This window comes from Lactococcus sp. S47 (assembly GCF_016517475.1).
In the GTDB taxonomy this organism is placed as follows: domain Bacteria; phylum Bacillota; class Bacilli; order Lactobacillales; family Streptococcaceae; genus Lactococcus; species Lactococcus lactis.
This window is the reverse complement of sequence record NZ_JACVUB010000001.1, coordinates 420,063-433,792: the sequence shown is the minus strand read 5'-3', so window position 1 is coordinate 433,792 and position 13,730 is coordinate 420,063. Positions and strand designations below refer to the sequence as shown.

11 protein-coding genes and 1 riboswitch are annotated in these 13,730 nt (G+C 33.2%); all 11 genes read left to right on the top strand.

All coding sequences use genetic code 11. The features are described from left to right. Positions 1-15 precede the first annotated feature (15 nt). The 11 genes from IAE52_RS02025 (at position 16) to thiM (ending at position 13,729) form a co-directional block, all read left to right on the top strand. Positions 16-2,967, top strand: a complete 2,952-nt coding sequence (locus tag IAE52_RS02025) for a type I restriction endonuclease subunit R (RefSeq protein WP_200136645.1) — start codon at positions 16-18, stop codon at positions 2,965-2,967. A 181-nt stretch (positions 2,968-3,148) separates the two neighbouring features. Then, complete coding sequence (locus IAE52_RS02020) at positions 3,149-4,354, top strand: hypothetical protein (protein ID WP_200136644.1); 1,206 nt, start codon at positions 3,149-3,151, stop codon at positions 4,352-4,354. Positions 4,355-4,591: 237 nt separating this feature from the next. Further along, a complete protein-coding gene (locus IAE52_RS02015; protein ID WP_200136643.1) occupies positions 4,592-4,912 on the top strand; it encodes a hypothetical protein in 321 nt (106 codons plus the stop codon). Further along, positions 4,912-5,988 carry a cell division protein FtsK gene (locus IAE52_RS02010; protein ID WP_200136658.1) on the top strand — a complete coding sequence of 359 codons (1,077 nt, stop codon included), beginning with the start codon at positions 4,912-4,914 and terminating at the stop codon, positions 5,986-5,988. The genes IAE52_RS02015 and IAE52_RS02010 overlap by 1 nt, the downstream gene beginning before the upstream one ends. Then, positions 5,985-6,593, top strand: a complete 609-nt coding sequence (locus IAE52_RS02005) for a hypothetical protein (RefSeq protein ID WP_200136642.1) — start codon at positions 5,985-5,987, stop codon at positions 6,591-6,593. The genes IAE52_RS02010 and IAE52_RS02005 overlap by 4 nt, the downstream gene beginning before the upstream one ends. A 122-nt stretch (positions 6,594-6,715) precedes the next feature. After that, on the top strand, positions 6,716-7,315 hold the full coding sequence (locus IAE52_RS02000) for a replication protein (RefSeq protein ID WP_200136641.1): 600 nt from the start codon (positions 6,716-6,718) through the stop codon (positions 7,313-7,315). After that, positions 7,299-7,556: a DUF3173 family protein gene (locus IAE52_RS01995; protein WP_200136657.1), complete on the top strand. Its 258-nt coding sequence runs from the start codon at positions 7,299-7,301 to the stop codon at positions 7,554-7,556. The genes IAE52_RS02000 and IAE52_RS01995 overlap by 17 nt, the downstream gene beginning before the upstream one ends. After that, positions 7,549-8,736 (top strand): site-specific integrase, encoded by a 1,188-nt coding sequence (locus tag IAE52_RS01990; protein WP_200136640.1) that lies wholly within the window; start codon positions 7,549-7,551, stop codon positions 8,734-8,736. The genes IAE52_RS01995 and IAE52_RS01990 overlap by 8 nt, the downstream gene beginning before the upstream one ends. Before the next feature lie 403 nt (positions 8,737-9,139). Continuing rightward, positions 9,140-10,228 (top strand): non-hydrolyzing UDP-N-acetylglucosamine 2-epimerase, encoded by a 1,089-nt coding sequence (gene wecB, locus IAE52_RS01985; RefSeq protein WP_109990973.1) that lies wholly within the window; start codon positions 9,140-9,142, stop codon positions 10,226-10,228. Further along, the gene (locus IAE52_RS01980; protein ID WP_109990972.1) at positions 10,218-12,692 is read left to right on the top strand and encodes a glycosyltransferase; all 2,475 of its coding nucleotides are present in this window, start codon (positions 10,218-10,220) and stop codon (positions 12,690-12,692) included. Before wecB ends, IAE52_RS01980 begins: the two co-directional genes overlap by 11 nt. A gap of 101 nt (positions 12,693-12,793) precedes the next feature. Further along, positions 12,794-12,896: riboswitch (TPP riboswitch) on the top strand. A gap of 80 nt (positions 12,897-12,976) precedes the next feature. Further along, on the top strand, positions 12,977-13,729 hold the full coding sequence (gene thiM / locus IAE52_RS01975) for a hydroxyethylthiazole kinase (RefSeq protein WP_109990971.1): 753 nt from the start codon (positions 12,977-12,979) through the stop codon (positions 13,727-13,729). Position 13,730: the final 1 nt, after the last annotated feature.

Here is a 13,730-nt window from a genome sequence, read left to right as displayed (position 1 = left end):
AGTTAGGAGTATAACATGCCAAACCTAAACATCAACGAACGCTACGATTACCAGCAATGGATCTTATCTGATTTTCAAAAGCTCAACGGCTTTGAAATAAGAAATCAGAGCCATTATGATGCGCGTGTTGCAATGGATATTGAGTTGCTCTGGAATTTTTTGCTTGCGACTCAAGAAAAAATTGTTGAGAAATTACTTAAAAAATTATCCAAAGAGACGATTATCAATGTCATCAATCAAGAAATCATCAAAAATGGCTTGCTTTATAGCCTTAAAAATGGCATTTTTCTTGAAAATATGAAACTTGACCTGATGTATCGCATACCTGCGACAAGCTACAATCAAAAAGCTAATCATCTTTTTTCTCAGAACAAGCTCTCAGTCATGGAAGAAGTCAATTATGAAGATGGAGATCGTATCGACTTAGTGCTTTTTCTCAATGGTTTGGCGCTATTTGCGATTGAACTCAAGTTCAATGCCAACGGCCAGAGTGTCCAAGATGGAATCAAGCAGCTCAAAAATCGAAATCCGAAAAATAGATTATTCCAGTTTAATGCTGGTGTTTTGGCGAGTTTTGCAGTAGATACTTTGGAAGTCTTCGTGACAACTCAGCTCAAAGGACAGGACACTTATTTTTTACCCTTTAACATCGGAAATGGCGAGGGCATTCACCAAGGTGCTGGAAATCCTCATAATGAAAATGGTGTGGATACGGAGTATCTTTGGCAGGAAGTATTAACAAAGAAAAGTATTTTCCAACTCATCGAGCGTTTTATCTTTGTCACACCCAAGAAAAAAGATATTATCTTTCCTCGTTACCAGCAAAGACGTGCAGTAACTCGGGTTTTAGCCGATATGCGAGAAAATCACACTGAAAATAACTACTTGATTCAACATTCTGCAGGCTCTGGTAAAACAAACACCATCGCATGGCTTGCCCATAGTTTGGTGAGTTTACATGATGCTGAAAATCAAAGTGTCGTTGATACAGTTTTGATTGTAACAGACCGTATCGTGGTTGACCGGCAATTGCAAGAAGCCGTTCAAGCGATCAATCATCAAGCAGGCGTCATCAAAGTGATGGATGATAAGTCAACTTCAAGTGACTTGGCTGATGCTTTGGCTGGGAATACGAAGATTATTGCGACTACCATTCATAAGTTTGCTCAAGTCAACAAATCGGACTGGATGAGTGCAGGTAATACCGCCAGTAAAAGATTTGCTATCTTGATTGACGAGGCGCATAGTTCAACAACAGGATCTTATATGAGTGCTGTTAGTCAAGTGCTGACTGAAACAGATACGGAAAACGGCACGATAGATGAAGTTCAAGAAGTAAGTGTTGGAGATGCGATTGAACAAGAAATTGCACGAACAGGTAAACAAGAAAATATCTCAATCATTGCTTTTACAGCTACTCCCAAAGCAACTACTTTGCAATTATTCGGTAAAACAAGTGAAGATGGCATTGGTAAAGAACCATTTGATGTTTATAGTATGAAGCAAGCCATTGAAGAAGGTTTTATTCTGGACGTTTTGAATAACTATATTACCTATGAAGCTTATTACAAATTGAACAAAGCTGTTGAAGATGATCCAAAGTTAAAATCAACAATTGCAAAACGAAAAATCGCAAAATTTATCGAACTTTCCGACGAAAACATCAATAAAAAAATTGAAATCATCATGGATCATTTCATCACACACGATATTATGGCTGAATTAGGCGGAAATGGAAAGGCGATGATTGTTACTAGTGGTCGTGAAGCTGCTGTGAAATATCAAAAAGCACTTAATGCTTATTTCAAGGAACATCATATTACAAGTATTGGGTCATTGATCGCTTTTTCTGGAAAAGTCGAACTTGATGGTGTTGAATATTCCGAGCCAGTCATGAATGGCATGAAAGAAGAATTACTCAAGGATAAATTTGATTCAGAAAATTATCAAGTACTGATAGTAGCGAATAAGTACCAGACAGGCTTTGACCAACCGAAGCTTGTCGCAATGTACGTAGATAAAAAATTGAAGGATGTTGCTGTGGTTCAAACTCTCTCTCGGTTGAATAGGATTGTCAAAGGTTATAATAAAAAAACTTTCATTCTTGACTTTAAAAATACCTATGAGGATATTAATAAATCATTTGCTCCCTATTATCGAGAAACGATTTTAAAAGAAACACTTTCCCCTAGTGATATTTTAGATTTGGATCAAAAAATTGATGGATTTGGTATTTTAGATATGGATGTTGTCCATAAATTTAATCAATATCTTTATCAAGAAAAACGATCTAGTCGTGATAAACAAAAAATGACTTCTCTTTTAAATAAGGGATATATTCTAGTTCAAAGATACGAAGAAAAAGAGCAGCTTAGCATAAAAAAATCAATTCGCGGGTTTTTGAGAATGTATAATTTCTTAATTCAAGCGACTACTTATCAAAATGAAGTTTTGCATGAAAAATATAACTATTTACAATCACTCATTAAAATTATTGATGTTCGTTTGGGTGGAAATGATTTTTCTATTGGCGACAAAATTGTTGTTGACTATATGAAACACAAGCAAACAGGTGAATTTCATGTTGCAGAGCTTCCATCCGAAGTGTATGTGAAATTAAATAAACCTAGTATTGGAGATATTACCGAAGATCAAGAGAAAAAACTCTCAGAAATCATTGAAGAAATTAATGAACAACTCAATCTCGATATTAATGATGCAATAGGTGTAACAGGTGCGATTGCTATTCGGGAACTCATGAAGAAAAATACTAAATTAAAAGAGTCTGCGAAAGTCAATACACGAGACGATTTTAGATTTACTTTTAATGATGAGATTGACAATGCCCTAACAGATGGTTATATGCAAAATCAAGATTTCTTTGGTGTTCTTTTGAATAATGAAGCATTTAAGAAAAGAATTGCGCAAGTTTTTATTGATGATGTTTATAAGAGTTTGAAGGATTAGAAAATTAGAAATAATGTATCTGACATTTTATTTTATGGATAGTCGATTTCCTTTAAATATGATTTACTCTGCTTTAGCTTAAATCGGACTTGGCAGTTTGTGCATACTCCTCACAGGTGGGAATTATCAAATAGAAAAGCGTTTGCATAGGATAAATCAGACGTTGAAGTAGGAAAAGGTAATGATTGATTTAGAACAAAAATTAGTCGAAAAAATAGCTATTCGCTTAAAGAATTTAAGGGATTCAAAATTTAGAAAAATTCCACCTGAAGAAATATCTTATGGACAAAAATCAGCTATTTTAAGAATAGAAAAAGGGGAAAATACAAATAATGGAAATTTTATAACAGATGTCCTTCTTGAAGAATATACAAAATATTTTAAAATAGAAAAAAATCAATTGATTTTTGGGAATGATGATGAGATAAATGATCTCATATTCGATATATTTAATGAAATTCTCATTTCTGTAATTCCAGATAATCAAAAATATAAATTTGGTATGAAAATTAGTTTAGATGAGCCAGATTTTAAAGTAAAGGAAGTAATGTTGAAACTTTTTTATACTTTCGCTGATTTCGGAAGATGGTATGATTTGAGGAAAGATACAGAGAAATATTATGGAGACAATCCTGTAGATCTCGTGAATATGTTTCTGATTATTTTTACTATATGTGAGGAAAAATTAACTCTTTCATTTACTACCCATGTTATAAATCAGGTCATCAAAGAAGAAAAATTTTATTTTAATAGAATTAATGAAAAGCTTGATAATTGGTTATTGAATGACTTTTCTCAAATTGTTTTACCTGAAATTATAAATAAATTAGAATCAAATAGTATATTTAAAATTGGATACATGGCAAAATCTCTTATAGATAAATTTTTGGTTACTGATTTACCCGAATCTTTCTTAGATGAGATACCGATTCAGTATGATATTCCACCTTTAAAAATGTGGAAACTTAATTTTGAGGAAATGAACGAAGTGCAATTTAATGAAATGGCACTCAGAATGGGAATAAAAATTGAGGGAAATTCAATAATTGTTGGAAATAATCAAGAAGGTCCGATTGAAGAATTATTCAAGGGTATAGTTGGAGCTGAGCTTGAGGTTAATGGAGGTAAGGTAGGTACAGACAAATTGAAACTCGATGATTTTATTAGACACTTAGAAGAAATGCCTCTTGATTTTAGTGAAATTCATGACTTAAATCATGGTAGATGGAAGATTCCAGGAGTCTTGACAGTTAATGTGCAAGCATCAAACTTATTTCAAGAAAGAGTTAGTAATACAGCTAGAGATATGATTGATAGCCTTGTATCCGTTCAAAATTATTTTATTAATTCGATTGAGCGGGACGATTTAAAAGCATTTTCAAAATAAAAATTATTGTATTTAGAGCGATGAGGTTTCGCTCTTTTTTGTTTTCGTTTTGGTGTTCAAATCATCTAAAAATAAGTCCAAATACATAGATTTTTGGAGATTGATTATAAGGTAAGATATATATGTATCAAATGACTCAGCAATTCATTTGATGACCAGATGATCAGAAAGGGTTGCAAACTTTTCTGATTAGCTGCTGATAAGTTGCTGGTTATCAGCTTATTGAAAGGACTTCTCATGAAATCAAACAACATCAAACGTCAAGGCGGATATACCTCGGACCTCGCAAATCAAATCGCAGATGGCTCAAAACCATTTCACTCATTGAGTATCGAACTTGAACCTCAATTCAAATTTGAAGAGAATAAGCGTACAGATGAAATTGTAGCTTACAAGGCTTGGTTTACTCAAGCAGGACTTCCACCATTTGAGGTTAAATTTGATGAAAAAATTACTCTACCAAGCTATTTGTCTGTAATTCAATTCATTGATCTTCAAGCCTGTGAAGTCGGATATAATATTTATTTTCGTGCTTCTGGAATTCGTGAGGTCAAATGATGACGGATAAACAACTCGAACAATATTTGCTTCAAAGTCTGAATATGGCTTTAGGGAGTCAAATGCAAGGCGAAACCAGCTATACGAATAGCTTTGATGTCAAAATTCAGGAAGAAGGATTTCTCTTTCTTCCCCGCTTACCAGCGGGTTATATTATTGATGATGAGCTTTATCAAAAGATTTTCTTGATTGCGAACGCAGCACTCTATCCGCAATATACACTTTTGAAACAAAATTCAGCTTATTTTGTGCCGATGGTTACAGAAGATATTCATATTCAACGTGGTTTATTTTTCCCTTGGAAGGCTGGCATTTCAAAACGGCTCATCATTCCTGATTTGGAACGTTTCTCAGCTTCACAAGATAGCACAAATATTCCGATTATGGAGAACCTCGAAATTGATTATAACAAGGTCAATCATATTGCTATTAGTGGATCAAGTGGTTCTGGGAAATCTTATGGACTTGTGTATTTTTTGACGATGCTCAATCCAATATCAGATTTAGTCTTGATTGACCCAAAATTTGATACGCCCAGTCGTTGGGCAAAAGTTAATGGTTTAAAAGTAATCCATCCAGAAATGAACCGTAGCAAGTCAGATTTTGTTTCTGAAATTAATGAGGCTCTTTCTCAAAGCTTAAACATTATCTATAAAAGACAAGCTATTCTATATGAGAAACCTGACCATGAATTTACTCATCTTACCATTGTTATTGATGAAGTGTTAGCTATTTCAGAGGGGGTAAACAAGGCAATAAAAGAAGCATTTTTCTCTTTGCTGGCTCAAATAGCCTTGCTTGGAAGAGCTACAAAAGTCCATTTACTCCTTGTATCGCAAAGGTTTGATTATAATTCTATTCCCGTAAGTGTTCGGGAGCAGTTGAATGTTTTGATTCAGATTGGAAATATCAATTCAAAAACGGTTCAATTTCTTTTCCCTGATTTGAGCCCTGAAGGCATCGTTATTCCAATTGGAAAAGGAACAGGTTTGATTCAAATCATTGATAATGAGCATCCCTATCAGGTTTTACCGCTCCTTATCCCAACATACTATACTCGAAAGGGGATTCTATGAAGAAAACTTATTTTATGCGTACCTTTAATCTGAATATCATACTTTTAGCGATTTCAATCTTAGCTTTTATCTTTGAGTTATTATTGAGATTGGCACTCCACACATGGGATAAAGCACCTTTATTTGATTTCAAAGGGATTGTAATTCAGATTTATCATGGCATTCAGAATATTTCTGAGTTAGCTCATTTCATGGGAACAGTTACCTTAGTGCTTGCAGTGATATTAACAGCTAAAGAATGGATTTCAAGAATTTACTCTGATAATCTTTTGAATTGGTTCAGGTCAGTCAAGCAGACATTTAGTTTGAGAAAGTTCATGCGACAAAGCGAGCGTTCTGAAAAAATTGTAGATGCTCAAAAAGTGACCAACTTTAATCCGATTAATGATAGATTTAATCGTTCGGTACGTTTAGCAGTCGTTGATATTCACCGAGAAACGGCACAAATTTTTATCAAAGTCCCTCGTACCCAACAAACACAAAAGATTCTAAAAGAATTGGAAGCCCAAATCAAGGAAGAAGTTTCAAGCCAAAATCCTGATTATATCTTTTCAAATTTTGAACGTCATCATAATCAGTCGTGGCTTCAAGGAACAAAAAGATAAATTCCCTCTGGCGCTGTGGCTCACAAAGTGAAAGCCACAAAGCGCCTTTTTTATCTTTAAATTCCATTGGGGCTACTACGACCCCCAATGGATCAATAATCATTAATCAAAAAGAAGGGATGATGGCAAAAGAAAAACGTTCGAATAAATGGGCATTCCTAATTTATCAAGAATCTGCCCCTGAAAACTATCTGGAAGTACTGGAAGACTTGCATATACCCTTTGTGCTTAGTCCGTGGCATGATAAAGATGTCAATAAGCAAACAGGGGAGTTTAAGAAATCACATAAACATGGAGCATTGTTTTTTGATTCACTCAAAAGTTATACTCAGCTGTCAGAACTTTTGACGGAAAAGTTGAATAGTCCAGCTCATGTTGAAATTGTAATGAGCCCAAAAGGAATGTATGATTATTTTACCCATGCAGAGAATCCAGATAAAACATTGTATGATATAAACCAAATTGAATCAGGTTGTGGCTTTGAACTAGAAAAATTCTTGATTGAACAGGCATCTGATACATTTTTGAATGAAGTGATTGATTTAATTGAAGAAAATGAGATTACAGAATTTGAAGAATTGGTCAGGTTCGCACGAAAAAATAACTATTTACTTTTGAGTTTAGTAATTGATAAAACTTTTTTCTTTTCAAAGTTTTTAGATTCAAGACGACACAATCCAAAAAAGCGGAAAGGAGGAACACATGATGAAACAAACTGTTAGTTATAAATCGTTAGTTGTATTGGGATTTTCAAAAACAGGAGCGCGTGATATTATCCGACAAGCTAAGAAAATTGCAGTACATAAATTTGAAGAAGCTCGTAATTCTCAGAATAATTTGGTACAATTAACTAAATCGCCCTTTGACAATCGAAGATTAGGTATTGCCCCGACAGAAATTGTCGAGGAGCTTATCGGATTTTCACTTTCTGGTGTGTTAGAAAGCGAAAAAGAAGATGGCTAAAAAATACACAAATGTATATCAAGATAAAAATGAAAATTACTTTTTTCAAGTATATTTGGGAACAGACCCTGTAACAGGAAAGAAAATCTCTAAAAAAGGACGAACAGATAAAACTGGAAAACCTTTTGAAACTGCAAAAGAAGCCTATGATGAAATGCTTCGTGTGAAAGTTGAATTTAATACAAAGCATTCGTATGATAATTATAGTATTACATTTGAGCAGTTCATGAATGAGATTTATCTGAAAGCATATCGTCAAAAAGTACAGTTTGCGACTTATCAGACCGCTTTGACTCAACATAATATGTTTATTGAGCGTTTCAGGAATAGAAAACTTCGTGAAATTACCACTCGTGATTGTGAGATGTTCCGTTTATTCATTGTCGATAAATTTTCTGAGAATTATGCTCGAAGTGTTTGGTCAAGGTTCAAAGCTTGTATGGGATATGCGGAAAGATTGGGTTATATTTCTGAATATCCATGTAAGAACTTGGATAATCCACGAGGAAAACACCCAGAAACAAAGTTTTGGACGTATGACGATTTTCAGAAAGTGATGAAGACTTTTGACTTATCTGATTATGAAGGTTTACAACGTTTTACAATGGTTTGGCTGTATTATATGACAGGGTGCCGAGTAAGTGAAGGTTTTTCCTTGAAATGGTCTGATATAAATTTTAAAGAAAAAATTCTTCATGTACATTCCACGCTTGAAAAAGATGAGAATGGAATTTGGTATTCTAAACAGCAGACTAAGACAGCAGCTGGCATGAGATTCATTGAGCTTGATGATATTACACTTCAAATTCTGAAACAATGGAGAGAAGTTCAGGTTCAAAGCTCTAGTGACGATTATATCATTTCAAGATTTGGAGAACCAATTCATAAATCAACGCTAAGTCGTGTAATCAAACGTCATGCTCAAATTGCAGAAGTTCCAGTTATCACAGGCAAAGGATTAAGGCACAGTCACGCTTCATACTTGATAAACGTATTGAGAAAAAATACCTTATATGTTTCATACCGACTTGGACACGCTGATAAATCAACGACTTTAAATACTTATAGTCATTGGTATCATCATCAAGATGAATCTATTTCGGATGAAATCACTCGAAACATTAAAAAAGCAGGGTTAGATTTGGTTTCTGCCAATAATTCTGCCAAAGAGCAAAAATAAAAAACAAACCCATGTATATCAATGGTTAAACGATAAAAAGTTAAAATCACACTTAAATAAGAATTTTATTCTTATTTGAATAAAAACTGTCACATTATGTTGGCAGTTTTTTTAATCTATTGAAAGTTTATAAAACTTTTAAGATAAAACTATAAAATGTTGACTGATGTAAGTTTTATATGCTAGAATATATCGTACAGCGTCTTTAAATAATTACACCAAAATGACAGTGTGGTACATTTGTACCATACTTTTATAATGCATAATATTAATTTAATACGGGACAAAAGCAGTTCAGTTGCTCTTGATACTATTATTTAATAGAATATAAGTGTATAGTTTTTAAGGTACATTTAAAGTAGTTAGCCGTAATAAAATATTAATTATAGATGGTGAGGTAGAGATGAAAAAGTTACTCTTTATATTTGGGACTAGGCCAGAATTTATTAAAGTTTATCCAGTAATCCAAGAGGCGAAAAGGCAAGGCAATCCAATTGTTCTGGTTAACACAGGGCAGCACAAAGAAATGCTCAATGAACTTTTAGATGAATTTTCTGTGGAAGTTGATTACGATTTAAAAATCATGGAAAAATATTCTGGTTTATCAGAAATTGTGGCAGGATCAATTAGCGGTCTTGACCCAATTATTAAAAAGGAACAACCAGATGTCATCTTAGTTCATGGTGATACTGCAGCTACTTTGGCTGGAAGTTTGGTTGCTTATTTTAATCAGATAAAGTTGGCACATATTGAAGCAGGCTTGCGAACTTACAATAAATTTTCACCATTTCCTGAAGAAATGAATCGTCAAATTGTTGGTTTAATGGCTGATTATCATTTTACACCAACGGAAATGACGAAAGAAAATCTTTTAAAAGAAGGTAAGCCTAAAAAACAGGTTTTTGTAGTTGGAAACAGTGCTATAGATATGTTTCAGTATACTTTAAAGGATGATTATACAAATGAAGCTTTATCATGGCAAGCTGATAAGAAAATGATTTTAGTGACGGCTCACCGTCGTGAAAATTTGAGTGATTTAGAAGAAATTTTTGATGGAATTGCAGAGATCGCTGATGAATTTAAAGAAACACATAAAATCATTTATCCAATTCATATGAATCCAATCATTCGTGAAAAAGCGCAAAAATTACTGGAACATAGTAATATTAAAATCATTGACCCGCTGGATACAGTTAACTTTCATAATGTGATGCGTCATGCCGAGTTGATTTTAACTGACTCTGGTGGAATTCAAGAAGAAGCGGCTTTCTTAGGAATTCCAGTGCTTGTTTTACGTGATACAACTGAAAGACCCGAGGGTGTACTGGCTGGTACTTTAAAACTTGTGGGGACTTCAAAAGAAAATATTGTTAATGAGACTCGGACTTTACTGACAGACAAGACTAAATATGAAAGGATGTCAGGAAGTAAGAATCCTTATGGTGACGGAACAACTTCCTTGCAGATTGTTAATATTCTAAATGAAAAATAAAAAAATTAATTTAAAGTCTTTCCAGTCTGTCTGTCTCATTTTTATCTTCCTTTTTAATTTTGAGTTTATTTTCCGCTTATCAAATTTTACTACCAGGGAAAAATTTTTTACACTTTTCTTTTTTGTAGCTCCTTTGATGCTGAGTTCATTTTTTATCATTACTGATAGTGAAAAGGTCCCTAATTCAGTTAAAAATCTTAGTATTATCGGTGTTTTCGGCTTCTTAATTTATGGTTCAAATCGCTTAATCGTATCGTTAACTTATCTCATAGGAGGGGAGCATGCTGTTCCACAGCTCTTTTCATTTCGATTTTTGATAGCCATATTTACCTTATTCTGTTGTGGTTTAGCTTACTATGTTTCAACAAAAAAACGCTTAATCTATAATTTAGCAACTATTATTGCCTCTTTATGGTTTATTACATTACCTATTATCGTTTTTAGATTTCTTTTTAAAATTTTGATTGAACACCAAAGGTTCGACTTCTCAATTGTAAGTAATATGGATATTAGGTATTTGATTGTTCCCTTTATGCCGATTATGTATTTAAGTTTTTGTAAGTTTACTGGTGTTGATCTGAAGCAAATAAGTAAAAACATAAAGAATACTGTTTATGCGCTCCTATTAATCTATCTAGTAGCCCTGATTGTCTATTCTGGGACTCAAATGAATATTACATTTAGTTTTGCACAAGAAGCTTTCTTTAATGGAATAGAACTTAATCATGGTGTATTATTAGCTCATTGGCTTGAAAGCTTGACAGTGGTTTCTCAATTCGTTCTCCCGATTATCGCTTTTGCTCTAGTAATTGGATATAAGGGTGAAAAATCTAAGAAAAAAATATCCACTCTAAAACCATTTTTAATTTTATTATTAATTGCATTGGGGGTATATGGCTATATCTTCTTAATTGAACCTCCGACTAACTTTGTTAGGTTTAATGAAAAAGTATTTAATAGTTATTTTGCTTTGCAAATATTTGAAGTAGTAGTCATTATGCTTTTGAGCATTTATACTGGATTAAAAAAGTTTATAAGGCCAAGATCAAAAATACTATTGTATATTGGATCAAGTCTCCCTTTCCTCTATTTATATATCGTAAGATATCATTATTGGGAAAATAGTTATATTTTTGCAGATGTTTTTGACCGTATCAATTATATTTTCTTTCTTTTTTCAATTTTTGTTTTTCTTTATTATACTGTGGAAGTCTTCATTCTTTGGTATTCTTATAGTAAAAGACAAAGAATTAACGCTCTTACTTTAAAAAATGAAGGACTAAAAAAGCAGTTCCATATCTATGTTTTAATCCCATGTCTGAATGAAGAATTAGTGATTCAAACAACTTTAAAAAGTATTTTAAAAAATGATTACGAAAATCTAGTGGTAACAGTTATTGATGATGCAAGTGATGATCACACATTGGAAAAAATTTCTGAACTTAAGGATTCTAGATTAAATGTATTAAAACGATTGAAACCTAATGCACAGCAGGGGAAAGGAGTAGCGCTCAATTGGGCTTACTATCAAATTAGTGAACAAATTCAAGAAGCAGGAATTGCTCCTGAGGATGTTCTAATTGCGATTATCGATGCTGATACAAAACTTGATCATAATTACTTTGAAAAAGTTAATTGTGCCTTTAATCATGATGATAAACTTACCGGTTTACAATCAAAAGTTCGTGTTGCAAATTTACTTAAAGATGCTTCTCAGGATCTCGAATTTTCTGAAATTATCAATGCTACACAGTCTTTTCGAAGTTTGACCAATACGGTTGCCTTTGGTGGAAATGGTCAATTCTGTAAATTGAGTACTCTTCAAGCCCTAAATGAGGATCCTTGGACAGATTCTCTTGTGGAAGATTTTGATTTATCAACCCGTCTGTTTCTGTCAGATATTGAAGTTAAAAATGCTCAATTTGATGATATTTACATTGAACAAACAGGGATTATCAATGATAATGAAGCTTTGGTTAAACAACGAGTGCGATGGGCGCAGGGAAATATCCAATCTTCAAAATATATTTTACCGACGATTCGGTCAAAAAAATTGCAGAATAAACAGAAGTTTGAATTACTGATGACCCTACTGAAACCTTGGTTAATGGGAATTGAATATATTATTGTAATTTATACAATGATAATGATTGTTAATTCACTTATATTAACTGGAATTACTGAACCGCTCAGAATTGTATTAATTCTTTTTATACTAATGTCCATTTATATTATTGTAGTCAATTTTGTATGGGCTATTCTTTATAATAAAGAGAAGTCGCAAGAAAAAACAAGGGTGTGGGATGTAGTGAAAGATACGGTTAATCTGACAAAATTTCTACTTATTTTAACTCAAATTTATCCACAGTCAGCCATTCGATATTTCAACTCTAAAAATGATTGGGTAAAAACTAATCGTCAAGAAGAAAGTGTTGACCCTCATATTGATGAGTATAAAAAATAAGAAAAACCTGCCTTTTGGGCTAGGTTTTTTCTTTTGTATATTTGCGAAATTAGTTTTTTTAGTTTAAATATGTTAAAGTAGTTGTAGTTTTAAAAATAAATCAATAACACAATGGGTACTGGTAAAAACTAAAATTACCGGTTGAGAAAGACCATCAGACTTGAACAGGTTAAGACCTGCGTAAGAATGTGTCCGAGTTTTAATTGTATTTTCTTTATGAAAATCTTTTAGCTTACTTTCTTATCATACTAGAGCCCTCCTTGTGTCTATAAAGGAGTTTTTTGATGTCAATTTTAGAAAAGATTCAAGAAAAACAACCACTTATCTTAAATTTAGCGAATTTTGTAACTCCACAAAGAGTTGCGGATGCGATTAGTTTTGCTGGTGGTTCACCATTAATGACTGCGGAAATTTCAGAAAGTGAAACTTTAGTTGAAATTGCAGATGCTGTAGTGGTTAATATTGGAACCATTTCAGAAAAGGATTATCCGCTTTTTTTGACTATTTGTCAGTTAGCAAATCAAAAGCACAAACCTTTAATTTTGGACCCAGTTGCTGTCAATGTCCCTTTTAGAGCAAATTTTGTCAAAAGATTAATGCAAGAGGTAAAATTTGATATCATTCGTGGGAATTCAGCAGAAATTGCTTGGTTTGCTGATAAAGAAAGCTTGAACAAAGGAATTGATGCACTTGAGTCAAATTTAGAAGTTGAGCACACGCGAGTTGCTGCTCAAAAAACAGGGGCAGTCATTATTCAAACTGGAAAAGTTGATGTTATTTCTAATGGGTTTGAGGAACTATTTGTTGAAACTGATAGTCCACTTTTTAAAATTAATGTTGGCTGTGGGGATATGTTGTCAGCAATTGTTGGAACTTTTGCGGCTGTATCTGATGATTTATTTAAGGCGGCTTATGAAGCGACAGAATTCTTCGGTGAATCTGGTGTGAAAGCTACTGAGCAAGTAGAAAGTCTACCAGGAAATTTTGTGAATCGTCTTCTTGATAAAATTTATCAAGTGACGCAAGAGGTTATATAAG